The organism is Acidovorax sp. LjRoot194 (genome assembly GCF_964253015.1).
GTDB lineage: Bacteria > Pseudomonadota > Gammaproteobacteria > Burkholderiales > Burkholderiaceae_C > Acidovorax.
The window spans coordinates 3,929,152-3,954,127 of record NZ_CAXUQB020000001.1 but is presented as its reverse complement, the minus strand read 5'-3'; the positions used below and the strand labels follow the sequence as shown (position 1 = coordinate 3,954,127).

The window sequence follows — 24,976 nt, the reverse complement described above, 5'->3', positions numbered from 1 at the left end:
TTCAGGGCAGGGAGTATCGCGCCAGAAGGCGTCATTCGATGCAATGTCCCCGTACCTGCGCTTTGCATGCGTACGGGGATCAGAAGCGTTCGCATTGGGCCGCTGCCTCCACCAGGTCAAGCAGTGGCCCTCAGCTGAGTTTCTCGGTCGAACCGGGTGCTCAGAAGTCCATCTGGGCCGACAGTGTCAGTGTGCGCGGCAGGCCGGTGGTGGAGTAACCGTTGATGCCGGTGATCCAGTACGCCTTTTCACTCACGTTTTCCAGATTGGCGCGCAGCACGAGCGGCTTGCCCGACAGCTTGGTGGTGTAGCGTGCGCCGATGTCCAGCCGCGTCCAGGACGGCGTGCTGAGCGTGTTGTCGGCGTTGCGGTATACGGACGAGGAACTGACGACACGGCCATTGAGGCTCAGGCCCTGCATCCAGGGCGTGTCCCAGTCCAGGCCCAGGTTGAAGTTGTGCTCAGGCACACCCGAGACCTTCTTGCCCTGGTTGACGCCGCCTTGCGTGCGGGTGAGCTTGGCGTCGGTGAAGGCGACGCTGGCCATCAGGCGCAGGCCGCGCTGCACCTCACCATAAGCCGTCAGCTCCAGGCCGCGGTTGCGCTGCTCGCCGTCAAAGCCGTAGTGGTTCAGGCTCGGATCGATGGCCGACGTCGTGGTGTAGGCGCTGGGTCGCTTGATTTCGTAGACCGCGGCCTGCGTGGTGATGCGGCCCCAGTCCGCCTTCACGCCCATTTCGATCTGCTTGGACTTGAAGGGTGGAATGGTCTGTCCTGCGTTGTCGTAGGCGGGGGTGGCTGTCTCGGACACCTTGCTGCCGCGCGAGAGGCCGGCCGTGTAGTTGGCGTAGACAGAGATGTTCTTGGCGGGTTTGAACACCACGCCTGCCAACGGCGTGGTGCTGCTGGCCTTGTACTGGCTGGTCGATGCGCCCGTTGCCACGTTGAAACCTTCGTAGTCCATCGTCTGCCGGCGCAGGCCCACGGTCACGAGCAGGCTGTCGTTGAAGAAGCCCATGGTGTCGGCGATGGCGAAGCTGTGCTGGTGGTTGTCAACGCTCTTGGCCGGTGCGCCGCGCACGCCCGTCATGGCCGGGGCGGGAACGGGGTTGTACAGGTTGGACGGATTGGTGCCGGCCGAGGTGGCATAGAAGTACCCGGTCTCCTGCGCCATGTAGTTCATGCCAATGGCCACGGTGTGCTTGACGGCGCCGGTGTTGAAGCGCTTGCGCAGGCCCACGTCGGCGGCCTTGGAGTCGGTGTACTGGTCGTACCACGCGTTGCGCACATTGAAGTTGCCGTTGGCGGTCAGCCCCGAACCGCCGGGGAAGTCCTGCATGTAATCCAGCTTGGACCAGCCCACGCTGCCGTAGACCGTGGTGCTGTCGTTGAGGTCGTGTTCCAGGCGTGAGGTCACCAGCTTGAAGTTGTCCTTGAGTTCGGTGCCTGGGTACCAGACCGAGCGCGTGTCGGGCACGGCAGGGATGCCGCCGGCGGTGGGCAGCGTGATGTGGTTGCGGAAGTTGTCGGTCTCTCCGCGCGTGGCGGTGGCGTCGAGCGACCAGCGGGTGCGTGCGCCCGCGTAGTCCAGCGCGATGGAGCCGAGGTTGAGGTTCTGCTTGCCGTTGTCGGTGGTGCCTTCACCACCGCGCACCAGACCGTTGAGGCGCACGCCCCATTCGTTGTCTTGGCCGAAGCGGCGGCCCACGTCCAGGTGGGCTGCAAAGTTGGACTTGCTCATGTAGGTGCTGGTCAGGCGCGTGAGCGGCGCGTCGCCCGCGCGTTTGAGCACGGTGTTGATGCTGCCGCCCACGCTGCCATTGGGGCCGACGCCGCTCGTCAGCGCGCCGGGGCCCTTCAGCACTTCCACGCGCTCGATCATTTCGAGGGGAATGCGCGTGGACGGGGCCAGGCCGTACAGGCCGTTGATGGCGAGGTCGCCATTGCCCACGGTGAAGCCGCGAACCTGAAAATCGTCGCCGAAGCCGCCGCGCGACGCCATGGGGCGCACCGAGGCATCGTTCATCACCACGTCGGAGACGCTTTGTGCCTGCTGGTTCTGGATCAGTTCGGACGTGTAGTTGGTGGTGCTGAAGGGCACGTTCATCAGATCGACCTTGCCCAGCAGGCCCAGGTCCCCGCCGCGCGCCAGTTGGCCGCCGGAGTAGGTCTTTTGCAGGCCGCCGATGGCCTCGGCCTGGTCGGAGACGACCACCTCGTCCATGGCCGTCTTGCTGGCGGTCTGCGCGCCCACGCCGACCGCGGCGATGGCAAAGCCCGCGCCCAGGCATTGCCGGACCAGGCGGGCGAGGCGGTTGGGGGCGAAGTGCAGGTCGGCACGGCGGGCGTGGCGGGCGTGTGAAGGGTGGTTCATGACAGTCATGGTTGGGTTGAAGAAAACGGAATGGGGACGGCCGCGGTCAGAGGTGCCAGAGCGGCAACCGGGATGAGGGATGCTGGGGGAGGGGGAGGGTGGTGGTCTACAGTCCCCGTGTCAGAAGTTGGCGCGCAGCGACACCACCACGTTGCGCGGGTCGCCGTAGTAGTTGTTGAAGTAGCGGGCGTTGGGCGCGAACTTGGCGTAGTACACCTTGTCCAGAACGTTGTTCACGTTGACCTGCACCGAGTACCTGGCGTCGATGCGGTAGCCCAGCATGGCGTCGATCACCGCATACCCGCCCTGGCGCGACGTGACGTCGCCAGCGGTCACATAGCCATCGCTCTGCACCCGCGCGCCGGCGCCGATGCTCCAGCCCCGCAGTGCGCCGTCCAGCCGGTGCTTGGCGAACAGCCGCAGCGCGTGGCGCGGGTCGATGCTGCGCAGCGGCTGGCCGGTGTTGGCGGGGTCGGCATCGCGCAGGTACCAGGTGCGGGTGTGGGTGTAGCCCGCCAGCACCTGCCAGCCGGGCCTCGGCTCGCCTGACACTTCCAGCTCCAGGCCCTGGCTGCGTGTTTTGCCGCCTGCTACCTGGCAGTGGCCGGCGGGGTTGCTGGGGCAACCTTGCGGGCTGCCCAGGTCGTCCATGGCCCGGCCCACCTGGTGGATGCGAAACAGCGACAGCGACGCCGCGAGCCGGCCGTCCATGAACTCGCCCTTCATGCCCGCCTCGACGTCCTTGCCACGGATGGGCGCCAGCAGCCGCCCGTCCGCGCCCTTGGCGTCCTGCGGCGTGAAGGTTTCGGCGTAGCTGCCGTACAGGCTCAAGTGCTCGCCCAGGTCGTAGACCAGGCCTGCGTAGGGTGTGACTTCGTGCGCCACACTGTAGTTGCTGGCAGGGGCTGCAGGCACGCGGTAGCGCCAGCCGCTGACGCGCGCGCCGACGATGGCGTTGAGCGGGCCAGCCAGCGACAGGCGGGCCATGGCGTATGCGCCCTGCTGCCCTGTGCGCGACGACGGCGCGGTGTAGGCCGTGCCGTTGCCGGGGCTGTAGAAGGGCTCGGGGTAGCTGGTGGCGGGGTTCCAGGTGCGCAGGTCCACGCCCTGCAGCGGGCTCACGCCCCAATGGCCGCTGGTGCCGGTGGTGCGGATGTGCAGGGTGTCGGCGCCCAGGCTCAAGGTGTGGGTGCGGCCCAGCAGCTCGAACGGGCCGGTGGCCGACAGGGCCAGGGCGCTCTGGTCGCTGGCTTCTGCGCCGTAGATGGAGGTGCTCACGTCGACCAGGTATGGGTCGGTGCTGCTCGCGCTGGTGAACGAGGTCTGCTTGAAACCGTCGCTGCGCAGGCGGTTGTGGGCGGCGCTCAGGCGCGTGCTCCAGCCGTTGCCCGCGCGGTGCGCCAGCTCGATGAAGGCCTGGTCGTTGTGCCGGTCCCACCGGTTCCAGTCGGTGCCCAGGTAGGTGCTGCGCGGCAGGTGCAGTTGCGTGCCGTCGATGCCTGCGGGCAGGCCGCCCCACGCGCCGGTCGCATCCAGTTCGGTGTGCTGCAGGCTCGCCGTGAGCGTGGTGCCAGGGGCCAGGTCCGCCTCCACCACGCCGTAGAGCAGCTTGCGGTCTTCGGCCCGCGCCTGCTGGAAGAACTTCTTGCTGTCGGCCACGGCCACCAGCCGGCCGCGCAGGCTGCCCGCATCGTTGAGCGGGGCGGAGAGGTCCGCGTCGATGCGGCGGCGGCTCCACGAGCCCAGCACCACGCCGGTAGACGCCTGGAATTCGCGTTCAGGACGTTTGCGCACCATGTTCACGGTGGCCGATGGGTTGCCCGCGCCGCGCAGCAGGCCCGCCGCGCCGCGCAGCACTTCCACCCGGTCGAGCACTGCGGTGTCGGGCTGGATGAATATCGAGGCCGAGGTGTTCTGGCTCAGCGCCATGCCGTCCACCTGCAGCGCATCGATCTGGTGACCCCGGGCGTAGTAGTTCACACGCTCGCTGTCGGTGTAGTCCACCGTGATGCCGGGGGTGTGCTGCATCACCGCGTGCAGGTCCGGCAGGGCGCGGTCGTCCAGCCACTGGCGCGTGAGCACGGTGACCGGCTGCGCTATGCCGCGCACCGGTTGCGGGCCCGCAAAGACTGTGGCCGTGCTGGCGGTGTACGAGCCCGACTGCTCGGTGCGGGCGGTGGGCGCGGTGGCCGTCACCGTGACCGGGGCCAGCACCTGCGCGCCGCTGACCTCGGGTGCTGTGGCGCGTGGCATGGCGCGCAGGGTATAGACGCCACTCGATGCGCGCACGGCCTGCAGGGCGCTGCCCTCCAGCAGCCGGGCAAAGCCGGCCTCCACCGTGTACTGGCCCTGCAGCCCGGGCGATCGCTGTGGCCCCAGCTGGGCCGCGTCGAACGACAGCGCCACCCCAGCAGCGTTGGCAAACTGGCTTACCACCACGGCCAGCGGCCCGGGGGCAATGGCATATGCGCGCGCCGTGTCGCCGCCGGGCGCCTGGCCTGCAGTTGCGGCCGGGGCCGGCTGGGCCTGGGCCACCGGGCCGGCCACGGCCACGCACAGCGCAGCGCTCAGCAGCGCGGCGCGGGCCAGGCAGGCAGGGGTGGCGGATGGCATGGATTCTTCTGGGCGCTCAGCGGGTTCATTGGTATGCCGCTCAAGGCACGCCAAACCTGCAAACCCGGGGTCAAAAAAATTTCGCGAGGTATGCAGTCAATGCCATTTAAGGTGCCTACCGCTTGATTGGTAATGCTTTGCAGCTACTATTTTTGTAGCAATGCCGGCCCTGGGCGCCGGGCGGTCAAAGCCGTTCCAGCGCCTCCACCCGCACCCAGTAGCGCGTGTGGCTGCGCAGCTGCAGCGGAAACCGGCTGACCAATGCCGCCAGCGCGCGGTCGGTGTCGTTCACCGGGAAGGCGCCCGACACCCGCACGGCCGCCACCTCCGGCGCGCAGCCCAGGTGGCCGGGGCGGTAGCGGGCCAGCGCAGCGATCAGGGTGCCCAGCGGCATGTCCACCGCGATCAGCCCGCCGTCGCGCCAGCTGGCGTCGAACGGGTCGGCGGCCACGGGGGGCTCTGCCGTCAGCGGGGTGAAGCGTGTCTGCTCGCCGGCCTGCAGCTCGCGTGGCATGCCCTCTGCCGGCAGCACACGCACGGCCTTTTCCTGCACGCTCACGTGGCACTGGCTGTCGCCCTGCAACTGCACGGAAAAGCGCGTGCCCAGCGCCACGACGCGGCCCTGGCTCGTCACCACGCTGAAGCGGCGGCCCTGTGCATCGGGCTGCGTGGCCACCAGGATGCGCCCGGTGCGCAGGCGCAGCAGCCGCTCGCGGTCGGTGAAGTCCACATCCACCGCCGTGCCGGTGTCCAGCGCCAGCAGCGAGCCATCGGGCAGGGTGATGTCGCGCCGCTCGCCCACAGCGGTGCGGTGCGTGGCCTGCCATTCCTGCCAGGGCAGGGTGCGCCACGACAGCAGCGCCGCCGAGCCCACGCCCACCCCCGCGGCCAGGCTGCGCAGCACGGCGCGCCGGGGCGGCCGGCTGCGCTCGCCCAGCGCCTGCCGCGCCAGCGGCGCCGGGATGCGGCCCAGCTGCGCGCCCACTGCCTGCACCTTTTGCCAGGCGCGCTGGTGGGCCGGGTCGGCCGCGTGCCAGTCCTGCCAGGCACGGTGGTCGTTGGCGGCAGCGGCGGTTTGGTCGCGCAGGCGGGTGTGCCAGGCGGCGGCCTCGCGCAGTGCGCGGCGTTCGGCGTCGGTCGGGTGGCTGATCACGGCGCTGGCGCCCTTCGATCTTTCGGTCGCGGGGGCACTCAATCTTCCAACACCAGGGCGCAGTGCTCCATGGCCCGCGTGAGGTAGTTGCTCACGCTGCGCAGCGATATGCCCAGGCGCTGGGCGATCTCGGGGTAGGTCAGCTCTTCGAACTGCGCCAGCACAAAGGCCTCGCGCACCTTGGGCGGCAGGCTGCCGAGCATGCGGTCCACGTTGATCAGGGTCTGCTGCATGATGGCCTGCTCCTCGGGCGAGGGCGCCATGTCTTCGGGCAGCACGGCCAGGTAGTCCAGGTAGGCCTGCTCCAGCGAGCGGCGCCGAAAAAAGTCGGCCACCAGCCCGCGCGCCACCGTGGCCAGGTAGCGCTGCGGCTCGCGGATCTCCTCCACCGGCGTGTCCGACCGAAGCACGCGCACGAAGGTGTCGTGCGCCAGGTCTGCGGCATCGTCACGGTTGCCCAGCCGCTTTCTCAGCAGGCTCTGCAGCCAGGTGTGGTGGTCCAGGTAAAGGCTCTGCAAGGTACGGGCGCGCGCGGCACAGGGGAGGGTCGAAACAGGGCGGCAATGCCATCCGGCACGGGGCCGCTGGCATTGCGGGATGCTAATGAGAACTACTATCAGTATCAATTATGCCTGTCCCCACGCCCCACGGGGTTGCCATTCGCGCGGAGCCCCCGCGCGGGCGGGCACAATACCGGCCACCATGCTGACCTACCCCCACATCGACCCCGTCGCCCTGCAGCTCGGCCCGCTGGCCATTCACTGGTATGGGCTGACTTACCTGGCGGCTTTCGGCCTGTTCATGTTCCTGGGCATCCGGCGCCTGCGCCACGAACCCTTTGCCTCCATCACCGGCCCGGGCGCCTGGACGCGCAAGGATGTCGAGGACATCCTTTTCCTCGGTGTGGCGGGCGTGGTGGTAGGCGGCCGGCTGGGCTACTGCCTGTTCTACAAGCCGGGCTACTACCTCAGCCACCCGCTCGAGATCCTTGCCGTGTGGCAGGGCGGCATGGCCTTTCACGGCGGGCTGCTGGGCGTCATCGTGGCGATGATCTGGTTCGCACACTCGCGCAAGCGCCCCTGGCTGCAGGTCGCCGACTTTGTGGCGCCCTGCGTGCCCACGGGCCTGGCGGCCGGGCGGGTGGGCAATTTCATCAACGGCGAACTCTGGGGGCGCTTTTCCAGCCCCGACCTGCCCTGGGGCATGGTATTCGCGCACAGCGGATCAATGCAGCCGCGCCACCCGTCACAGGTCTACCAGTTCTTGCTGGAGGGCTTGCTGCTGTTCGTTCTGCTGTGGCTGTATGCCCGCAAGGAACGCCGCCAAGGCCAGGTGGCCGCCGCCTTCCTGTTCGGCTACGGGGTCTTCCGCTTCATCGCCGAATACTTCCGCGAGCCGGACGCCTTCCTGGGCGTGCTGTCGCTGGGCATGAGCATGGGCCAGTGGCTGTGCGTGCCGATGATCGTGGGCGGTATTGCGCTGTGGCTGTGGGCGCAGCGCCAGCCTGTGGTGGCGCTGGCTGCAAGGTAAAAATGGCCTCTACCGATTGATGGTAAAGCGCCAGCAGCTATCAATTGGATAGCAAATTCGAAAACAAAGCCGCTGGGCGCTCATGAGGCCAGCGGCTTTTTCATGAAGGCCAGGTACTGCCCGGGAAGGTAGTCCTCGATGCGGGCGAACTCTGTGTACCCCTGCTGGATGTAGAAGCCCCGCGCCTGCCATTCGAAGGTGTCGAGCCTGGCGTGGTGCGCACCGAGCGTGCGCCCTTGCGCCTCTGCCCAGCCCAGCAGGAGAGTGCCCAGGCCTTGACCGCGGTGGTCGTCGGCGACCCACAGCACGTCGATGTTCAGCCAATACACGAACACGAAGCCACGGATGCCGCCCACCAGTCGCCCTTGCGCATCGCGTGCATCCCGGCGCACGGGCTGCTGGGCAGGGTATTCGCCGACGAAGCGATAGTTGTACTGGCGCAGTTGGCGGCCCAGTGTGCCGTCGCGCAGATCGTCGTCGGTCGGCGGTGCAAAGGTCAGGTGGGAGAGCATCGTCGCGAGTATGCGCGCGGTAGGTGATCAGTTCGGTGCAGTCGCCCCGCGCCGCAGCATCGTCCACAACGCCGCCGCCACAATCAACGCACCCCCGGCCCAGCCCGCGATGCTGAGGCTCTCGCCCAGCCACAGCACGGCAAACAGCGCACCAAACGCCGGCTCACTGCCCATCAGCAGTCCGACGCGCGACGGCGAGCTGTGGCGCAGGGCCCAGTTCTGCATCACGAAGGCGAACACCGTGCAGCCCAACACCAGGTAGATGCAGGCCAGCCAGAAGCCGGTGTCGCCAGGCAGCGGTGGCAGGCCGCCGGGTAATGCAAAGGCCAGCGCCACACTGCCCAGCGCGATGACGCCGGCCTGCACGGCCGTCAGGGCCAGCACCGGTGCGTTGCGGCGGCGGGTGAGGCGGCTGGTCTGGCATACGGTGATGGCGCGCAGCACGGCGGCGGCCAGCATCAGCGCGTCGCCCCAGCCCCAGTGGCCGTTGAGGCCGCCGCTGAGCAGCGCAGCGCCCACCAGGGACACCCCGGCAAACACGAACATCGCCCGCGCGGGCCGCTGGCCCAGCAGCGCCCACTCGGCAAACGGCGTGAACACCACGCACAGGCTGATGAGAAACGCCGCATTGCTGGCCTGGGTGAGCGCCAACCCAAAGGTCTCGCACACAAAGATGCCCATCAGCAACCCGCCCAGCGGCAGACCCGCCGCCAACGCATCGCGCCGCTCCGCGCGGCTGGCGCGCAGCAGCGCCGGCAGCAGCAACACAAAGGTCAGCCCGAACCGCACCGCCAGAAAGCCCAACACCGGGTAGAACACCAGGGCCCCCTTGGCCACGCCATAGCTGGTGCCCCAGACGACGGCGACCAGCAGCAGTGCGGCATCGGCCAGCCGGGGTGCGAGAGGGGAATGGGTCGGGGCTGTGAGTGTGGTCACGGTGGTCATGGGGCAGGGTGCCTACGCAGGCGGGCAGATAAATAAGACGCTCGGGCGATTATTCATTTGCGCCTGCACATTGATAATCGCTGCTGCAGAACATCACTTGTGCGTCATGAGCATCAATCAACCTCTCGACAGCCTCTCCGATATGGCCGTGTTCGCGCGGGTGGTCGAGGCCGGCAGCTTCTCGGCCGCGGCCCGGCAACTGGGCCTCACCCCATCCGCCGTCAGCCGCCAGGTGGCCCGGCTGGAGGGCGCCCTGCGCGTGCGGCTGCTGGAGCGCACCACCCGCAAGCTCAAGCTCACCGACGGGGGCGCGGCAGCCTACAGCCGCTGCCAGTCGATGGTGGCCGCCGCCCGCGAGGTGTGGGCGCTGAGCGACACCCACACCGGCGAGCCCACCGGCATGGTGCGCATGAGCATGCCCAAGGCCGTGGGGCGGCAACTGGTGCACCCCTTGGTGCTGTCGTTTCTGCAGAAGTACCCGCAGGTGGATGTGCAACTGCTCATCACCGACCGGGTGGTGGACCTGTTCCAAGACCCCATCGACCTGGCCCTGCGCGTGACCGACACACCGCCCCCCGGCCTGGCGGGCCGGCCCCTGGCCCCGCTGCCGCACATCGTGTGCGCCAGCCCCCAGTACCTGGCGGCGCACGGCCACCCGGCGCACCCGCGCGACCTGGAGCAGCACGCGTGCATCTATCTGGGCGAAGACGAGCGCGACCGGCACTGGCGCTTTGAACGGGGCGCCGATGTGGCCACCGTGGCCGTGCGCGGGCGCTATGTGGCCAACCACAGCGAAGTGCGGCTGGAGGCCGCGCTGCACCACCTGGGCATTGCCAGCCTGCCGGGCTTTGCAGCGCGCGCGGCGCTGGACAGCGGCGCCCTGGTGCAGGTGCTGCCCGATTGGGATCACAAGACAGCGTATGCCGGCATGGCCTGGTTGCTGTACCCACCCAACCGCTTCTTGCCGGCCAAGCTGCGGGTGTGGATCGACCACCTGGTGCAGGGCTTCGAACACGTTGTGTGACGTGGGCCCGTGCGCACCTGGCAAGAGAGCAAGGTGTCAGCTGGCGCGGGACCAATGCAGTGGGAGTCCAGCGGGCAGACAGCCCGACAGCTGCCGGCGATATAGGCGGGCGTCACTGCAGTGCGAATGGGTGCCGCGGATGTCGCGTTTTCACCCCAAAACAGGTTTTTGACGGTGCACAGCATTCTGTGCTGGTGTTTTTTCGCAACCGTTCTCATAATTATGGAAAATTATGCGAGTTGTCGAAGGAACCATCCGGTTGGCTGTTTTTTAAACAACGATGGCTTCCAGATGCCGACAGCGCCACTAGGTAGAAACCCACGGTTCAACCGCTTGCTCCCACCATTTAGCTGTTTTCACCATGCGCCCCATCCCCAATTCCCTGCATGACGAAGCCGCGGCGCGGCTGCGGGAGCAGATTTTTGCGGGTGCGTTGCCTCCCGGCAGCTTTCTGGACGAAGCTGCGCTGTGCGAGCGGCTCGAGATCTCGCGCACCCCGCTGCGCGAGGCGCTCAAGGTGCTGGTGGCCGAAGGGCTGCTGCGCCACGAGCCGCGCCGGGGCTGCTTTGTGGCCCAGATCACCGAGCGCGACCTGGACGACCTGTTCCCCGTCATCGCGCTGCTCGAAGGCCGTGCCGCCCACGAGGCCACGCGCAAGGCCGGCGCCGCCGACGTGGCGGCGCTCGAGGCGCTGCACCAGCGCCTGCAGCAGTGCGCAGCCGACGGCCTCATCACCGACTACTACGAAGCCAACTACGCCATCCACGAGGCCTTCATCACGCTGGCCGACAACCGCTGGCTGGCCCAGGTGATCGGCGACCTGCGCAAGATCCTGCGCCTGGCCCGGCTGCAGACGCTGCACGCGCCCGGCCGCCTGCAGCAAAGCCTGGCCGAGCACCTGGCCGTGTTCGCTGCACTCAAGGCCCGCGACTGCGACGCCGCGGAAGAGGCCATGCGCACCCATCTGTTGCGCCAGCGCGATGCGCTGCGCGACGTAGCCCGCAACCAGCAATCGAGGCTGACACCATGATGAACACCACCCCTGAATGGATTGCCCGCAGCGTCTCGCGCCTGCGCACGACGGCCCCTGCGGCCGACAAGGCCACTGACAAGGCCGCCGACAAGGCTGCCGACAAGACCACGTCCAAGGCCGCGATCGACAAGACCGTGACCGACGTGGTCGCCAAGGTCGCGCCGCCGCGCTCCACGCACGAGCGGCTGCAGGCCACGCTGCGGCGCGGGCAGGAGTCCCTGTCGCCGCGCGCGCTGCGCCGCCTGCTGGCCGACCTGCAGGAGGTCATCGCCCCGCAGGTGAGCGAGATCGAAGGCGGGCGCCGCGCCCAGGCCGTGGCCGAGTGGTACGCCAAGGCCGAGCCCGAAGAGCGCCGCGACATGTGGCTGCTGATGTGCGAGCAGTTCGCGCCCGACGCCACGCGCTTCAAGTCGGCCCGCCAGCGCTACGAGGCCGCGGCCGGCACCGCCGAAGAGGGCCAGGCGGAGATCAGCCTGCGCCGCGCCATGGTCACGCCGCGCACACGGCTGCTGCAGCGCTTTGCGGTGTTTCCCGAAGGCATGCGCTTCCTGGTGGACATGCGGGCCGAGCTGCTGCCGCTGCTCAAGGCCGACAAGCGCCTGCTGGCGCTCGATGCCGAGATGGAGCATTTGTTCTCCACCTGGTTCGACGTGGCGTTTTTGCAGCTGCGCCGCCTGTCGTGGGACTCGCCCGCCTCGCTGCTCGAAAAGCTCATCAAGTACGAAGCCGTGCACGACATCCGCAGCTGGGCTGACTTGAAGAACCGGCTGGACAGCGACCGCCGCTGCTACGGCTTCTTCCACCCGCGCCTGCCCGACGAACCGCTGATCTTTGTCGAGGTGGCGCTGCTGGACAAGATCTCGTCCAGCATCACGCCGCTGCTGGACGAAGCGGCGGCGCCTGCGGACATCACCCGCGCCACCACCGCCATCTTCTACTCCATCAGCAACACCCAGACGGGCCTGCGCGGCGTGAGCTTTGGCGACTCGCTCATCAAGCACGTGGTGGAGACGCTGAACGCCGAGTTCCCGCGCCTGCGCACCTTTGCCACGCTGTCGCCCATTCCCGGCTTTCGCGCCTGGCTGGGCAAGCACGCCGGTGCGATGCTGGAGCGCCTGGACGACAAGCGCCGCGCCGAGCTGGGCCGCGCGGTGGGCTTCGAGCCGCCGCAGCCCACCCACCTGCTGGCCGCCATCGACAAGGCACTGGAGCTGGACGCCAAGTCGCCCGTGCGCCAGATGCTGCTCGAATGCGCCGCGCACTACCTGGGCCGCGAGCTGCTGGAGGGCAAGCCCGTGGACCCGGTGGCACGTTTTCACCTGGGCAACGGTGCCCGCGTGGAGCGGCTGAACTGGGCGGGCGATCCGTCCACCAAGGGCGTCAAACAATCGTACGGGTTGATGGTCAACTACCTGTACGACTTGAAGCGCATCGACAAGCATCGCAGCTTGCTGGCGCAGGGCAAGGTGCCGGTGTCGGGGGACATCGACACCTTGTGCCGCGGCTGACACCACGCTGGACAACGTGGGGCCCGACTGCCGCCCACCGCCTGCACATCGACCCGATGGCCCGCGCCGCAAGGCACGGTTCTGGTAGAAGTGCAGGCTGCGGACGGCAGCGACACCCACGGCGTGCGCGGTGCCGGCTTTCCATTTCTACAACGACGACAGGAGACAAGACATGACTCAGACAACGCAATTCCACGACCGAGCGGTGCAACGCCGCAGCCTGCTGGTGGGCGCCGCCGCCGCAGGGCTGGGCCTGGCCAGTGGCGGCAGCTGGGCCCAGGCATCGGCCTGGCCCACCAAGCCCGTCAACCTGGTGGTGCCGTTTCCGGCCGGCGGGGGCACCGACGCATTCGCACGGCCGCTGGCGGCCCAGTTCGCCAAGGCCACCGGCAAGACGCTGGTGATCGACAACCGCGGCGGCGCAGGCGGCACCGTGGGCGCCAGCTTTGCCGCCAAGGGCGCGCCCGATGGCTACACCCTCTTCATGGGCGCCGTGCACCATGCCATCGCGCCGTCGATGTACCCCAAGCTCGACTACGACATCGAGAAAGACTTCGTCCCGCTGTTCCTGCTGGCCAACGTGCCCCAGGTGCTGGTGGTCAACCCCAAGAACGTGCCGGTGAGCAACTTCCAGCAGTTCATGGAATACGTCAAGCGCAACCCCGCCAAGCTCAACTACGGCTCGGCCGGCGCGGGCACCTCGCACCACCTGGCGGGCGAGCTGTTCAAGCAGCAGACCAACACCTTCATCACGCACATCCCATACCGCGGCGCCGGCCCTGCGCTGCAGGACCTGATCGGCGGCCAGGTGGACATGATGTTCGACGGCCTGGGTTCCTCGGCCAACCACATCAAGGGCGGCCGTGTGAAGGCGCTGATGGTGTCCGGCACCAAGCGCAACCCCGCCTTCCCCGACGTGCCCTGCGCCGCCGAGGTCGGCCTGCCCGACTACACCGTGACCACCTGGTACGGCCTGTGGGCCCCCAAGGGCACGCCCGCCGACCTGCAGGCCCGCATCGTGGACGAGGTGCGCAAACTGGGCATGGCCGACGAGCTGAAAACCATCTGGGCGAACAACGGTGCCGACTACGGCGGGCTGTCGCAGCAGCAGTTCGCGGCGATGGTCAGCAGCGAGGTCAAGCGCTGGGCGGCGGTGGTGAAGGCCTCCGGAGCGAAACTCGACTAACCCCCTGTGGCGCTGCGCGCCTTCCCCCAAGGGGGACGCCTCCGGTGGCCCGGCGAAGCCGGTTCCACGGTGGCGCTGGCGATGGCGTAGCGCCGGTTTTCCAGGCCAAGGGGCTTGTACAACGTGATGGATTTGCACTATGTCGGGTGAAGCGGTGGTAGCGGATGCGGATGAGCGCGGCGTGGTGCAGGTCACGCTGCGGCACACCGGGCGCCTGAATGCGATGTCGCGCGCCATGTGGCGGCAGTTGCGCGAGGTGTTTGTGGGCATCCAGCAGCGGGCCGAGGGTGGTGACGACAGCGTGCGCTGCGTGATCGTGGCGGGAGAGGGCGGGGCGTTTTGCGCGGGGGGCGATATCTCCGAGTACCCGGCGTTCCGTTTTGATGCCGCTGCCTTGCGCGACTTCCATGAGAACGATGTGTGGGGCGGTCTGGCCGCCATGCTGGCGTGCGACGTCCCCATCGTGGCGCGCATCGACGGGGCGTGCATGGGGGCGGGGGTGGAGATTGCCGCCTGCTGCGACATCCGCATTGCCGGACAGGCCGCGCGCTTCGGGGCGCCGATTGCCAAGCTGGGGTTTCCGATGGCCCCGCGCGAGGCGCAGTTGGTGGCCGCCGCGGTGGGCGATGTGACGGCGCGCCAGATGCTGCTGGAGGCCGCCACTTTCAGTGCTGCCGACATGCTGGCGCGTGGCTTCTTGAGCCGCGTCGTACCCGATAACCTGGTGGCTGCCGAAGCCCTGGCCAGCGCTCACCGCATCGCCGCCCTGGCGCCACGCGCCGCGCGCATGAACAAGCAGACGTTTCGGGCATTGAAAACGCCGCTACCGCTGGACGGACAAGCGCCACCAGCTATCGAAAACATAGTGAATTCCCTGCCTGGACCGTATGCCTATGCCGACAGTGCCGAGCACCGCGAGGGCATCACCGCCTTTCTTGAAAAACGCCCGCCCGCGTTCTGAAGGCAGCACTGTCGGCCCGCATGCGTCTCACAAGTTTTTCTGACCAAACCAGACTTGCCTGAACTGCCTGAACTGCCTGAATTTACGATTTGACAACTCGACCGATTCAATCCAACAACTTCGCCTGACTGCCATGAGCCAACACAACCTTTTCAGCGCGCTGCGCGCCGCCTTTCCCTCCGACCTGGCCAGCGCCGCCGTGGAAACCACGGCGCCGGACGGCACCGAGCTGGTCTACAGCTGGGACGACCTGGAGCGCGCCAGCGCCCGCATCGCCAACCTGCTCGCATCGCTGAAGCTGCCCGAGGGCAGCCGCGTGGCCGTGCAGGTCGAAAAATCGGTCGAGGCCATGCTGCTGTACCTCGCCACGCTGCGCGCGGGCTACGTGTTCCTGCCGCTCAACACCGCCTACCAAAGCGCCGAGATCGAATACTTCATCGGCAACGCCGAACCCGCCGTGGTGGTCTGCACGCCCGGCAACTTCGGCTGGGTCAGCAAGATCGCGTTCACCCAGGGCACGGGCCATGTGTTCACGCTGGGCGATGACCGCACGGGCAGCCTGCTGGAGCGCGCCGCGCACCACAGCGACGTGCACACGCCGGTGACCCGGTCGGCCGACGACCTGGCCGCCATCCTGTACACCAGTGGCACCACCGGCCGCAGCAAGGGCGCGATGCTCACGCACGGCAACCTGCTGTCCAACGCGCAGGTGCTCAAGGAGTACTGGGGCTGGACGTCTGGCGACGTGCTCATCCACGCGCTGCCCATCTTCCACGTGCACGGCCTGTTCGTGGCCATCCACGGCGCGCTCATCAACGGCAGCAAGATGATCTGGTTCGCCAAGTTCGACCCCAAGGCGGTGCTGGCCGCCATGCGCCGCGCCACCGTCTTCATGGGCGTGCCCACGCTGTACGTGCGCCTGTTGGCCGAGCCGGGCCTGACGAAAGAGGCGGCCAAGAACATGCGCCTGTTCGTCGCGGGCTCCGCGCCGCTGCTCATCGAGACCTTCAACGAATGGCAGCAGCGCACCGGCCACACCATCCTGGAGCGCTACGGCATGAGCGAGACCATCATGCTCACCTCCAACCCGTATGCGGCCGACGCCCGCCACGGCGGCCAGAGCGAGCGGCGCGGAGCCACCGTGGGCTTTGCGCTGCCCGGCGTGGGCCTGCGCGTGGTGGACGACGCCAACCAGCCGTTGCCCGTGGGCGAGATCGGCGCCATCCAGGTGCAGGGGCCCAACGTGTTCAAGGGCTACTGGCGCATGCCCGAGAAGACGGCCGAGGAATTCACCGCCGATGAACAGGGCGGCAAGTGGTTCAAGACCGGCGACGTGGGCAAGGTGGACGAGCGCGGCTACATCAGCATCGTCGGCCGCAGCAAGGACCTGATCATCAGCGGCGGCTACAACGTCTATCCCGCCGAGATCGAGGGCTACATCAACGACATGCCCGGCGTGGCCGAAAGCGCTCTGGTCGGCGTGCCCCACCCGGACTTCGGCGAGGTGGGCGTGGCGGTGGTGATTGCCAAGCCCGGCGCGCAGCTCGATGGCGACGCCATCGTGGCCAAGCTCAAGACCCAACTGGCCAACTTCAAGATCCCCAAGCGCTGCTTCGTCGCCACCGAGCTGCCGCGCAACACCATGGGCAAGGTGCAGAAGAACTTGCTGCGCGATCAGCACAAGGGGCTGTTCGCCTGATCGGCTGATCCGCCAGGCAGCCCGCTGACGCCGCACCAGGCGGCCTGGCCTACCACGCTGCGGGCAGCGTGGTGTGCTGAAGAAGGAACGGCGTCGCTGCGAATGACTCGCACGGCGCCGTTTTTTGCATCGGCGTTTCGCTGACGGAGCTCTACAGTGGCGCGCATCGCACCACCATTTGATCGAGCCGCCACCATGCCCTTCCTGCGCGCACACCCGTCCCCGTCCCTTGGCCTGGCAGCAGTGGCACTGCTCACGGTGGCACTGGCTGCACAGCCGGTGCACGCGCGGCTGCAGGAATCGCAGATCGACGTGCCCGTCGAGGTGGTCGATGGCTACGGCAAGCGCATCGCGCAGCCGATCCGCGTCACCGTGTGGTCGGACGATGCCAACCCGACCCCGGCACCCGTGATGGTGCTGGGCCATGGCCGGTCGGCCCAGCCCGAAAAGCGCGCCGGCCTGGGCCGCGCACGCTTGTCCAAGGAGTCGGCATTTTTCGTACGCCGCGGCTTCATCGTGGCTGTGCCCACCCGCGTGGGCTATGGCGTCAGCGGCGGTGAAGACATCGAAAACAGCGGCCCGTGCCAGAGCAAACGCTACTCGCCCGGGTACGCCGCTGCCGCGCAGCAGACGCTGCAAGTGCTGCAGGTGGTGCGCCAGAGGCCGGACGCCGCCAAGGACAAAGCGGTGGTGATGGGCCAGTCCTACGGTGGGGCTACCGCCATTGCGGTGGGCGCCCTGCAGCCCGCCGGAGTGCAGGCCGTGATCAACTTTGCAGGCGGTGGCGGCGGCAACCCGGAGACGCAGCCCGGCAGGCCTTGTGCACCGCAGCAGCTGGAGCAGATGTTCGCGCGGTACGGCGCCACGCTGCGCATCCCTTCGCTCTGGGTCTACACGGAAAACGATCTCTACATGGGCGCCACGCACCCCCGGGAGTGGTTCGCCGCCTTTCGCGCAGCGGGGGGAACGGGGGAGTTCATCCAGTTCCCTCCGCACGGCGAGGATGGGCACCTGGTCTTCTCCCGCGCACCGCAACTGTGGCAACCGCGCGTGGCTGACTTTCTGGACCGCAACGGCTTTCCTGCACCGGCGCCTTCGGCACGGGCGCCTGCTGCACAGCTGCAGCCGGAAAAGACTGCGCCCCCTCAGGACAACGGTGAGGATTGACACCGGACACCGGACACCGGACACACGGAGGACCTGCACCGGTCGAACTCACACCGGCCTCCACCGGGCGTGAGGGCCACAACGGCTACTTCGGCGGGGTTGCGCAGCGCCTGCTGTCGCGGGCGCGGTCGCTCTCAACCCCCTGTGCCCTCACACCGCCTTGGGTTCGTCGGCGCAAAAAATGCACGCTGCGGCGGGCACCGCAACGCCCCCGCTCTCCACCGCCCCATGGCTGCAGCAATGCTCCAGCCACGCGGCCACCAGTTTGTAGACCGACAGATTGGTGCGTGCGGTGGGGGCGCACAGGTAGTAGCCCAGCGGGCTTTGAAAACGCTCGCCCAGCGGCTCCACCAGTGACCCCGCCTGCAGCTCGTCTTCCACGAGGCAGGTCGGCACGATGCCCACGCCGAACCCTGACACCGCGGCGCGGATGATCAGCGAGTACAGGTTGAACCCGGGCCCGAAGCGGCTGCCGCTGGTGTCGCACTGGTTCGCCTCCATCCAGTCATGCCATGCCAGGGGCACCTCGATGTGCTGCAGCAGCGTAGCCTGCTGCAGGTCGGCGGGCGTGCGCAGGGGCAGGGCGTCGCGCAGCTGCGGGCTGCAGACGATGCTCGTCTCCTTGCCGATCAGGTAGCGCGCATTGGCGCTGGGCCAGTTGCCGTAGCCATACTGGATCGCCGCGTCGAACTCGTACGGCACCGCAAAGTCGTGCGCGTGCTGGTAGCGCACGAAGTTCAGCGACACCTGGGGCAGCGTGCGCTTGAAGTGGCCCAGCCGCGGAAAGAGCCATTGCGCCGCGAACGTGGGCGGCACCGACAGGTTCAGCGCGCCGCCGCTGCCACCGTACGACATGAGCTGCGAGGTCGCCGACTCCAGCGCGGCCATCGCCGGCCGCGTGGCGTTGAGATAGGTGGCGCCCGCATCGGTCAGCTCCAGCCCGCTCGCCTTGCGGATGAACAGCTTCTGGCCCAGGTAGTCCTCCAGCGCGGCGATGTGGCGGCTGATGGCGCTTTGCGTCACGCACAGCTCCTTGGCGGCCATGGTGAAGGCCTGGTGCTTGGCCGCGGAGTGAAAGGCGTTCAGCTCAGAGATGGTCGGGCACAGGCGGCGCATGTGGGGGTATGAGTACAGGTCATGGGATGGTGAGATTTTAGGTGTTGCAGTGGCACCCGGTTGGCCCGTTAAATGCAACCCGTGACGGCAGCGTGACAGATTCCTCCTTCGGGAAGTGATGCGATGCACCATTTTTGGGATGTTCGGCCCGCCCATGCGGACGGCCTGCTGGGCATGAGTATTTGAGATCCTCCCGTTTTGACCTCTTCATCGATTTCATGAACACCTTGTTGATAGAAAACAGCCGCGTGCTGGATGTCCATGGCCTGAGCTTGCGCGACGGTCTCTCGGTGCTGGTGCAGGACGGGCGCATTGCCGCCGTCGGTGCCGACGTGCAGGCGCCCGAGGGCGCGCACCGCATCGACGCGCGCGGCATGACGCTCATGCCCGGCCTGATCGACTGCCACGTGCACGTCGTGGCCTCCTCGTTCAACCTGGGCAGCGTGGCGCGGATGCCCAATGTGTTCACCATGCTGCGCTCGCTGCCCATCATGAAGGGCATGCTCGCGCGCGGCTTCACCTCGGTGCGCGACGCGGGCGGCGGCGACTGGTCGCTGGCCGAGGCGGTGCGCACGGGCCTGGTGCAGGGCCCGCGCATCTTCCCCTCGGGCAAGGCGCTGTCGCAGACGGGCGGGCATGCGGACTTTCGTGAGCGCAACGACAACCTGGACGTGTGCTCGTGCGCGTACAAGCTGGGCAACATCGGCCGAGTGGTCGATGGCGTGGACGCCTGCCGCCTGGCGGTGCGCGAAGAGATCCTGAAGGGCGCCACGCAGATCAAGGTCATGGCCTCGGGCGGCGTGGCCTCGCCCAACGATCCGATCAACAATCTGGGCTATTCCGAGGCCGAGCTGCGCGCCATCGTCGAAGAGGCCACCAACGCCAACACCTACGTGATGGCCCACGCCTACACGCCCCGCGCCATCGCCCGCGCCGTGCGCTGCGGCGTGCGCACCATCGAACACGGCAACCTGGTCGACGCCCCCACGGCCGAGCTGATGGCCGAACTGGGTGCCTTCATGGTGCCCACGCTCATCACCTACGAAGGCCTGGCCAACGAGGGCGAGCGCTACGGCCTGCCGGCCGTGTCCATCGCCAAGATCGACTCGGTGCGCGGCCAGGGCAAGGCGGCCATCGAGATCCTGGCCAAGGCCGGCGTGAAAATGGGCCTGGGCAGCGACCTGCTGGCCGAAACGCACTACCTGCAGGCCGACGAGCTGCGCCTGCGTGCCGACGTGTTGGGCAACGGCCCGGTGCTGCAGCAGGCCACGCTGATCGGCGCCGAGATCCTGGGCCAGCAAGGCCAGCTGGGGGAAGTCACGGCGGGCGCCATCGCCGACCTGCTGCTGGTCGATGGCAACCCGCTCACCGACATCACCTGCCTGCTCAACCAGGGCGAGCACATCCGCGCGATCGTCAAGGACGGCGCGTTCGCCAAGAACACCCTGTGACCCCGACCCCTCCACATTCCCCCCTGACCTGACCTGACCTGACCGGAGAACACCATGCAACGTAGAAATTTCGTCAAGCTCGGCGGCGCAGCAGCCGCCCTGCAGTGCCTTCCCTCCATCGGCTTCAGCCAGCAGGGCGAGGTCTTCCGCATCGGCTCGCTCACGCCCATCACCGGCGCGGGCAGCCCGTACGGCCCGGGCATGCAGCAGGCCATCCGCCTCGCGGTGGACGAGGTCAATGCCGCCGGTGGCGCGGGCGGCCGCAAGCTCGAACTCTTCACCGAAGACGACCAGACCAAGCCCGACGCCGCCGTGCTGGCCGCCAAGAAGCTGATCGAAGTGAACAAGGTGCAGGCTGTGCTGGGCACCTGGGCCTCGGGCGTGACGTTGGCAGTGATGCCGCTGACCGATGCGGCCGGCATCATCCAGATGAACGTCTCGGGTGCGCCCGCCATCTCCACGCAGGACACCAAGGACCTGGTGTGGCGCTTTCAGGCCACCAACGACCGCTTCGGCGCGGCCTTTGCCGAGATCTGCGCCAAGCGCGGCTTCAAGCGCCCGGCCACCATGGCGTTCAACAACGCCTCGGGCCTGGGCAATGTCGAAGGCTTCACCAAGGTGTGGGAAAAGCGCGGCGGCAAGGTGGCCGCACACGTCACCTACGAGCCCAGCCGCCCCAGCTACCGCAGCGAGCTGCAGAAGATCCTGGCGGCCAAGCCCGATGTGATCGTGATGGGCTCGTACCTGCCCGACACCACCATCATCCTGCGCGAATGGTTCCAGTCCGGCGCCGACAACCAATGGGTCATCCCCGGCTGGGCGGCCAACCCCGACCTGGTCAAGGCCCTGGGCCCCGAAGTGTGCGAAGGCATCATTTCGGTGGAGACGGTCTCCAACGAAAAGAGCACCTCGTACGCGCAGTTCGATGCCGCCTTCACCAAGGCCACGGGCAAGGCCGCGTCCACCAACATCTATGCCGCCATGGCGTACGACATGGTGATCTCGCTGGCCCTGGCCATGGAAGCCGCGGGCCCCAAGGCCACGGTGGAGCAGGTCAACGCCAAGCTGCGCGAGGTGTCCAACGCCCCGGGCACCGCCGTGTACTCGTTCGCCGAAGGCAAGGCCCAGCTGGGCAAGAAGGCCAAGGTCAACTACGAAGGCGCGTCCAGCAAGCTCGACTTCGACAAGTTCGGCGACGCCACCCCCGACTTCGGTGTGTTCATCATCGAAAAGGGCCAGCTGGTGCGCCGCGACGTGGTGTCCATCGCCGCGTGACGGCCCTCATCCCCCTGTTCGTCCCCGGCGGCTGCGGTCGTCGCGGCACAGGGGGCTTTCTGGCAACGCAAGGGTAAGAACGAGAGCAAGAACGAGATGACGCAATGACCTGGATCGATTTCACAAACCTCTTGATCAACGGATGGATCGAAGGCCTGGTGGTGGCGCTGCCTGCGCTGGCCATGACCCTGGTGATGGGCGTCAACCGCTTTCCCAATGCCGCGACCGGCGACTTCCTGACGACCGGCGCGTACGCCGCGGTGGCCGTGCAGATGCTGGGCGGCCTGCCGCTGTGGCTGGCGGCCATTGCCAGCGTGGCCATCACCGCGGTGGTGTCGGCCGGGTCGTACCAGCTGATCTTTCGCAAGCTGGTGGGGCGGCCCATGGTCGCGTCGATGCTCGCGGCCATCGGGCTCGGGTTTTTGCTGCGCAGCCTGATCTCGTTCTTTGCCGGGCACGACCAGCGCACCTTCGACATGCCGCTGGTGCGCGCGTGGAACTTCGGCGGCATCCGCATCCTGCCCACCGACCTGCTCATCGCTGCCATCGCCGCGGTGTGCCTGCTGGTGGTGTTCGCGCTCATCTACCGCACGAGCTTCGGCCGCCAGCTGCGCGCCGTGTCCGACAGTGCCGACCTGGCGCGCGCCAGCGGCATCCGCGCCGGCGGGCTCATGCTGAGCCTGTGGCTGCTGGTGGGCGCGCTGTCGTCCATCGGCGGGGTGCTGCTGGGCATGAAGGCCGTGGTCACGCCCGAGATGGGCTGGGAGAGCCTGATCCCCGCCTTCGCCGCCATGGTGCTGGGCGGCATCGGCAGCCCGCTGGGTGCGGTGCTGGGCGCGCTGCTGCTGTGCATGGTGCAAGAGCTGTCGGTGCCGCTGCTGGGGCCGTCGTACAAGCTGGTGCTGTCGTTCGTGGTGCTCGCGCTGGTGCTGCTGCTGCGCCCGGCCGGCATCATGGGCCGCGTGCAACTGGTGCGCTAAGGGGTACGGACCATGATCGCTTATCTCTGTGCCATCGGCATCATCGCCCTCATCTACTGCCTGCTAGCGCTGGGGCTGAACCTGCAGTTCGGCCTTACGCGGCTGGTCAACTTCGGCGTCGTAGCGTTCTTCGCCGTGGGCGCCTACACGTCGGGGCTGCTGTCGCTGCAGGGCGTGCCGCTGGTGGTGTGTTTCATCGCGGCGGGCGTGCTGTCGGGGCTGCTCGCGCTGCCCATCGGCCTGCTGTCGCTCAGGCTGCGCGACGACTACCTGGCCATCGTGACACTGGGTTTTTCGGAAGCCGTGCGCATCACCATCCAGCAGGAAAGCTGGCTCACGAACGGCGTGCAGGGCCTGCCGGGCCTGCCCAAGCTGTTTGCCCATCTGGCCGGCGGCATGTCCGACGTGGCGATCTTCACCGTGCTGGCGGTGATCGTGGGCCTCGTGTGCTGGGGCACGGTGCGGCTCACGCGCAGCCCGTTCGGCCGGCTGCTCAAAGCCATCGGCGACGACGAGGCGGCGCTGTCGGCCCTGGGCAAGGACCCGGCCTGGTTCAAGGTGCAGGTGTTCATGGTGGGCGCGGCGCTGGCCGGCGTGGCGGGCGCGTTCTACGCGCACTTCATCACCTTCATCACGCCGGAGCAGTTCATTCCGCTCATCACCTTCTATGTGTGGATGGGGCTGGTCATGGGCGGCTCGGGCTCGGTGCGCGGCGCCATGTTCGGCTCGCTGCTGCTGATGGTGTTCCTGGAAGGCTCGCGCTTTGCCAAGGACTGGGTGCCGGGCGTGTCCGAAGTGGGCATGGCCAGTCTGCGCCTGGCCGCGGTGGGCCTGGCGCTGATCCTGGTGACGCTGTACCGGCCGAACGGCCTTTTTGGAGGGCCTTCGAAATGACACTCCTCAACGTAGAGGCCGTGACGCGGCTGTTCGGCGGCTTCAAGGCGGTGGACGATGTCTCGCTGCAACTGGCCGACCGCGAGATTCTGGGCATTGCCGGCACCAACGGCGCGGGCAAGAGCACCTTGTTCGCCGCCATCGCGGGCCAGCAGCCGGCCGACGCCGGCCGCATCACCTTCGATGGGCAGGACATCACCCGCGTGCCGCCGTACCGCCGCGCCCGCCTGGGCCTGGTGCGCACCTTCCAGATCCCGCGCGAGTTCAAGAGCCTCACCGTGCACGAGAACCTGCTGGCCGCGGCCGCCAACCCGCAGGGCGAGCGGCTGGTCAATGCCTTCTTCCAAACGCGCAGCCTGCGTGAGCACGAGCAGCAATTGGCCGCCAAAGCCGACGGCGTCCTGAAATTCCTGAACCTGGCCCGCGTGCGCGATGTGCAGGCGGGCGGCTTGTCGGGCGGGCAGAAGAAGCTGGTGGAGCTGGGCCGCGTGCTCATGCTGGACCCGCGCTGCATCCTGCTGGACGAACCCTTCGCCGGGGTCAACCCGGTGCTGATCGAAGAAATCTGCGACCGCGTGCGCGAGCTGCATGGCCAGGGCATCGCATTCATCGTGATCGAGCACCACCTGCAGGCGCTCAAGGCGCTGTCCAACCGCATGATCGTGATGGACCGCGGGCGCATCCTGGCCGAGGGCGATCCGCACACGGTACTGGACGATCCCCGCGTGCAGGAAGCCTACATGGGAGGGGTGGTATGAGCGAGGCGAACAACAAAACCAATAAGACCAATCTGCTGCAGATCGAGCAGCTGCGCGGCGGCTACTCGGACGTGGACATCATCCACGGCATCGACCTGGCCGTGGCGCCAGGGCAGATCGTCACCATCGCGGGCACCAACGGGGCCGGCAAGTCCACGCTGGTCAAGGCGCTGCTGGGCCTGTTGCCGCGGGTCACGGGCAGCATCCATCTGGATGGCCGCGACATCACGACGCTGTCGGCCGAAGACCGGTTCGACGCGGGCCTGGCCTACGTGCCGCAGGTGGCCAACGTGTTCCCGTCGCTCACCGTGCGCGACAACCTGCTGGTGGTGCGCCGCGTGCCGCACGTCAAGCGCCGCATGGACGAGGTGCTGGCCGACTTCCCGGCGCTGGTGGAGCGCCTGTCGCAACCCGCCAGCGACCTGTCGGGCGGCGAGCGCCAGCAACTGGCCTTCGCCCGTGCGCTGATGCCTTCGCCGCGCATCATGGTGCTGGACGAGCCCACTGCGGCGCTCGCGCCATCGCTGGTCGGCAAGGTGTTCGACATGGTGCGAAAGCTCCCCGCCGCGGGCGTGGCGGTGCTGATGGTGGAGCAGCGCGCGCGCCAGGCGCTCACCATCAGCCAGCAGGGCTACATCCTGGACCAGGGCCGCTGCGTGCTGGATGGCCCGGCACAGGGCCTGCTCGACGATCAGCGCATGGCGCAGCTCTACCTGGGCAACCACTGACCGGATGTCGGCCAGTGGAGCGTTTGCTACTGATTTGATAGCTGCTGGCGCTTTTCCATCAAGCGGTAG

21 protein-coding genes are annotated in these 24,976 nt (G+C 67.9%); 14 read left to right on the top strand and 7 right to left on the bottom strand.

Translation table 11 applies throughout. The features are described 5' to 3' along the window. Positions 1 to 160: 160 nt before the first annotated feature. From ACSQ3N_RS17905 to ACSQ3N_RS17890, 4 genes are all read right to left on the bottom strand, one after another. Positions 161 to 2,374 (bottom strand): TonB-dependent receptor, encoded by a 2,214-nt coding sequence (locus tag ACSQ3N_RS17905; protein WP_436146998.1) that lies wholly within the window; start codon positions 2,372 to 2,374, stop codon positions 161 to 163. Positions 2,375 to 2,494: 120 nt separating this feature from the next. After that, positions 2,495 to 4,987, bottom strand: a complete 2,493-nt coding sequence (locus ACSQ3N_RS17900; RefSeq protein ID WP_436146997.1) for a TonB-dependent siderophore receptor — start codon at positions 4,985 to 4,987, stop codon at positions 2,495 to 2,497. Between the two features lie 184 nt (positions 4,988 to 5,171). Continuing rightward, the gene (locus tag ACSQ3N_RS17895) at positions 5,172 to 6,140 is read right to left on the bottom strand and encodes a FecR domain-containing protein (protein ID WP_436146996.1); all 969 of its coding nucleotides are present in this window, start codon (positions 6,138 to 6,140) and stop codon (positions 5,172 to 5,174) included. 38 nt (positions 6,141 to 6,178) lie between these two features. Further along, complete coding sequence (locus ACSQ3N_RS17890) at positions 6,179 to 6,658, bottom strand: sigma-70 family RNA polymerase sigma factor (protein ID WP_056418606.1); 480 nt, start codon at positions 6,656 to 6,658, stop codon at positions 6,179 to 6,181. A gap of 184 nt (positions 6,659 to 6,842) precedes the next feature. On the opposite strand from ACSQ3N_RS17890, the gene lgt reads away from it, so the two are divergent. After that, complete coding sequence (gene lgt / locus ACSQ3N_RS17885) at positions 6,843 to 7,670, top strand: prolipoprotein diacylglyceryl transferase (RefSeq protein ID WP_436146995.1); 828 nt, start codon at positions 6,843 to 6,845, stop codon at positions 7,668 to 7,670. An 80-nt stretch (positions 7,671 to 7,750) separates the two neighbouring features. Here lgt and ACSQ3N_RS17880 read toward each other — a convergent pair whose 3' ends face one another. Together ACSQ3N_RS17880 and ACSQ3N_RS17875 are read right to left on the bottom strand one after the other, a co-directional pair. Then, complete coding sequence (locus tag ACSQ3N_RS17880; protein WP_436146994.1) at positions 7,751 to 8,182, bottom strand: GNAT family N-acetyltransferase; 432 nt, start codon at positions 8,180 to 8,182, stop codon at positions 7,751 to 7,753. A gap of 27 nt (positions 8,183 to 8,209) precedes the next feature. Beyond that, positions 8,210 to 9,127, bottom strand: coding sequence for a DMT family transporter (locus ACSQ3N_RS17875; protein WP_436146993.1), 918 nt, complete (start codon positions 9,125 to 9,127; stop codon positions 8,210 to 8,212). A gap of 106 nt (positions 9,128 to 9,233) precedes the next feature. Here ACSQ3N_RS17875 and ACSQ3N_RS17870 point away from each other — a divergent pair, with 106 nt between their 5' ends. The 7 genes from ACSQ3N_RS17870 (at position 9,234) to ACSQ3N_RS17840 (ending at position 17,705) form a co-directional block, all read left to right on the top strand. Next, positions 9,234 to 10,151: a LysR family transcriptional regulator gene (locus ACSQ3N_RS17870; protein WP_436146992.1), complete on the top strand. Its 918-nt coding sequence runs from the start codon at positions 9,234 to 9,236 to the stop codon at positions 10,149 to 10,151. Between the two features lie 361 nt (positions 10,152 to 10,512). Beyond that, on the top strand, positions 10,513 to 11,181 hold the full coding sequence (locus tag ACSQ3N_RS17865) for a GntR family transcriptional regulator (RefSeq protein WP_056169658.1): 669 nt from the start codon (positions 10,513 to 10,515) through the stop codon (positions 11,179 to 11,181). Beyond that, positions 11,181 to 12,692, top strand: coding sequence for a malonyl-CoA decarboxylase (locus tag ACSQ3N_RS17860; protein ID WP_436147972.1), 1,512 nt, complete (start codon positions 11,181 to 11,183; stop codon positions 12,690 to 12,692). Before ACSQ3N_RS17865 ends, ACSQ3N_RS17860 begins: the two co-directional genes overlap by 1 nt. A 172-nt stretch (positions 12,693 to 12,864) precedes the next feature. Further along, positions 12,865 to 13,878 (top strand): Bug family tripartite tricarboxylate transporter substrate binding protein, encoded by a 1,014-nt coding sequence (locus tag ACSQ3N_RS17855; protein ID WP_056169651.1) that lies wholly within the window; start codon positions 12,865 to 12,867, stop codon positions 13,876 to 13,878. A gap of 139 nt (positions 13,879 to 14,017) precedes the next feature. Further along, positions 14,018 to 14,839: an enoyl-CoA hydratase/isomerase family protein gene (locus tag ACSQ3N_RS17850; protein ID WP_436146991.1), complete on the top strand. Its 822-nt coding sequence runs from the start codon at positions 14,018 to 14,020 to the stop codon at positions 14,837 to 14,839. Between the two features lie 133 nt (positions 14,840 to 14,972). Beyond that, positions 14,973 to 16,538 carry a malonate--CoA ligase gene (locus tag ACSQ3N_RS17845; RefSeq protein ID WP_436146990.1) on the top strand — a complete coding sequence of 522 codons (1,566 nt, stop codon included), beginning with the start codon at positions 14,973 to 14,975 and terminating at the stop codon, positions 16,536 to 16,538. A gap of 195 nt (positions 16,539 to 16,733) precedes the next feature. Continuing rightward, positions 16,734 to 17,705 (top strand): alpha/beta hydrolase family protein, encoded by a 972-nt coding sequence (locus ACSQ3N_RS17840; protein WP_436146989.1) that lies wholly within the window; start codon positions 16,734 to 16,736, stop codon positions 17,703 to 17,705. 150 nt (positions 17,706 to 17,855) lie between these two features. On the opposite strand, the gene ACSQ3N_RS17835 is transcribed toward ACSQ3N_RS17840, so the two are convergent. Next, positions 17,856 to 18,821, bottom strand: a complete 966-nt coding sequence (locus ACSQ3N_RS17835; protein ID WP_436146988.1) for a LysR substrate-binding domain-containing protein — start codon at positions 18,819 to 18,821, stop codon at positions 17,856 to 17,858. Between the two features lie 218 nt (positions 18,822 to 19,039). Here ACSQ3N_RS17835 and ACSQ3N_RS17830 point away from each other — a divergent pair, with 218 nt between their 5' ends. The 6 genes from ACSQ3N_RS17830 to ACSQ3N_RS17805 all read left to right on the top strand — a co-directional run bounded on the left by ACSQ3N_RS17830 (position 19,040) and on the right by ACSQ3N_RS17805 (position 24,907). Then, complete coding sequence (locus ACSQ3N_RS17830) at positions 19,040 to 20,272, top strand: amidohydrolase family protein (RefSeq protein WP_436146987.1); 1,233 nt, start codon at positions 19,040 to 19,042, stop codon at positions 20,270 to 20,272. A 54-nt stretch (positions 20,273 to 20,326) separates the two neighbouring features. Next, the gene (locus ACSQ3N_RS17825; protein WP_436146986.1) at positions 20,327 to 21,547 is read left to right on the top strand and encodes an ABC transporter substrate-binding protein; all 1,221 of its coding nucleotides are present in this window, start codon (positions 20,327 to 20,329) and stop codon (positions 21,545 to 21,547) included. A 104-nt stretch (positions 21,548 to 21,651) separates the two neighbouring features. Beyond that, positions 21,652 to 22,527: a branched-chain amino acid ABC transporter permease gene (locus ACSQ3N_RS17820; protein ID WP_436146985.1), complete on the top strand. Its 876-nt coding sequence runs from the start codon at positions 21,652 to 21,654 to the stop codon at positions 22,525 to 22,527. A 12-nt stretch (positions 22,528 to 22,539) separates the two neighbouring features. After that, a complete protein-coding gene (locus ACSQ3N_RS17815; protein WP_056418579.1) occupies positions 22,540 to 23,421 on the top strand; it encodes a branched-chain amino acid ABC transporter permease in 882 nt (293 codons plus the stop codon). Further along, a complete protein-coding gene (locus ACSQ3N_RS17810) occupies positions 23,418 to 24,179 on the top strand; it encodes an ABC transporter ATP-binding protein (RefSeq protein WP_436146984.1) in 762 nt (253 codons plus the stop codon). Before ACSQ3N_RS17815 ends, ACSQ3N_RS17810 begins: the two co-directional genes overlap by 4 nt. After that, positions 24,176 to 24,907, top strand: coding sequence for an ABC transporter ATP-binding protein (locus tag ACSQ3N_RS17805; protein ID WP_436146983.1), 732 nt, complete (start codon positions 24,176 to 24,178; stop codon positions 24,905 to 24,907). Before ACSQ3N_RS17810 ends, ACSQ3N_RS17805 begins: the two co-directional genes overlap by 4 nt. The last annotated feature ends 69 nt before the right edge of the window (positions 24,908 to 24,976 follow it).

Coding starts and splice junctions, on each gene's coding strand:
- ACSQ3N_RS17870 (WP_436146992.1), top strand. CDS start 9,234: ATGAGCATCAATCAACCTCTCGACAGCCTCTCCGATATGGCCGTGTTC.
- ACSQ3N_RS17835 (WP_436146988.1), bottom strand. CDS start 18,821: ATGCGCCGCCTGTGCCCGACCATCTCTGAGCTGAACGCCTTTCACTCC.
- ACSQ3N_RS17845 (WP_436146990.1), top strand. CDS start 14,973: ATGAGCCAACACAACCTTTTCAGCGCGCTGCGCGCCGCCTTTCCCTCC.
- ACSQ3N_RS17905 (WP_436146998.1), bottom strand. CDS start 2,374: ATGAACCACCCTTCACACGCCCGCCACGCCCGCCGTGCCGACCTGCAC.
- ACSQ3N_RS17850 (WP_436146991.1), top strand. CDS start 14,018: ATGTCGGGTGAAGCGGTGGTAGCGGATGCGGATGAGCGCGGCGTGGTG.
- lgt (WP_436146995.1), top strand. CDS start 6,843: ATGCTGACCTACCCCCACATCGACCCCGTCGCCCTGCAGCTCGGCCCG.
- ACSQ3N_RS17860 (WP_436147972.1), top strand. CDS start 11,181: ATGAACACCACCCCTGAATGGATTGCCCGCAGCGTCTCGCGCCTGCGC.
- ACSQ3N_RS17810 (WP_436146984.1), top strand. CDS start 23,418: ATGACACTCCTCAACGTAGAGGCCGTGACGCGGCTGTTCGGCGGCTTC.
- ACSQ3N_RS17880 (WP_436146994.1), bottom strand. CDS start 8,182: ATGCTCTCCCACCTGACCTTTGCACCGCCGACCGACGACGATCTGCGC.
- ACSQ3N_RS17900 (WP_436146997.1), bottom strand. CDS start 4,987: ATGCCATCCGCCACCCCTGCCTGCCTGGCCCGCGCCGCGCTGCTGAGC.
- ACSQ3N_RS17805 (WP_436146983.1), top strand. CDS start 24,176: ATGAGCGAGGCGAACAACAAAACCAATAAGACCAATCTGCTGCAGATC.
- ACSQ3N_RS17825 (WP_436146986.1), top strand. CDS start 20,327: ATGCAACGTAGAAATTTCGTCAAGCTCGGCGGCGCAGCAGCCGCCCTG.
- ACSQ3N_RS17815 (WP_056418579.1), top strand. CDS start 22,540: ATGATCGCTTATCTCTGTGCCATCGGCATCATCGCCCTCATCTACTGC.
- ACSQ3N_RS17830 (WP_436146987.1), top strand. CDS start 19,040: ATGAACACCTTGTTGATAGAAAACAGCCGCGTGCTGGATGTCCATGGC.
- ACSQ3N_RS17820 (WP_436146985.1), top strand. CDS start 21,652: ATGACCTGGATCGATTTCACAAACCTCTTGATCAACGGATGGATCGAA.
- ACSQ3N_RS17875 (WP_436146993.1), bottom strand. CDS start 9,127: ATGACCACCGTGACCACACTCACAGCCCCGACCCATTCCCCTCTCGCA.
- ACSQ3N_RS17840 (WP_436146989.1), top strand. CDS start 16,734: ATGCCCTTCCTGCGCGCACACCCGTCCCCGTCCCTTGGCCTGGCAGCA.
- ACSQ3N_RS17865 (WP_056169658.1), top strand. CDS start 10,513: ATGCGCCCCATCCCCAATTCCCTGCATGACGAAGCCGCGGCGCGGCTG.
- ACSQ3N_RS17855 (WP_056169651.1), top strand. CDS start 12,865: ATGACTCAGACAACGCAATTCCACGACCGAGCGGTGCAACGCCGCAGC.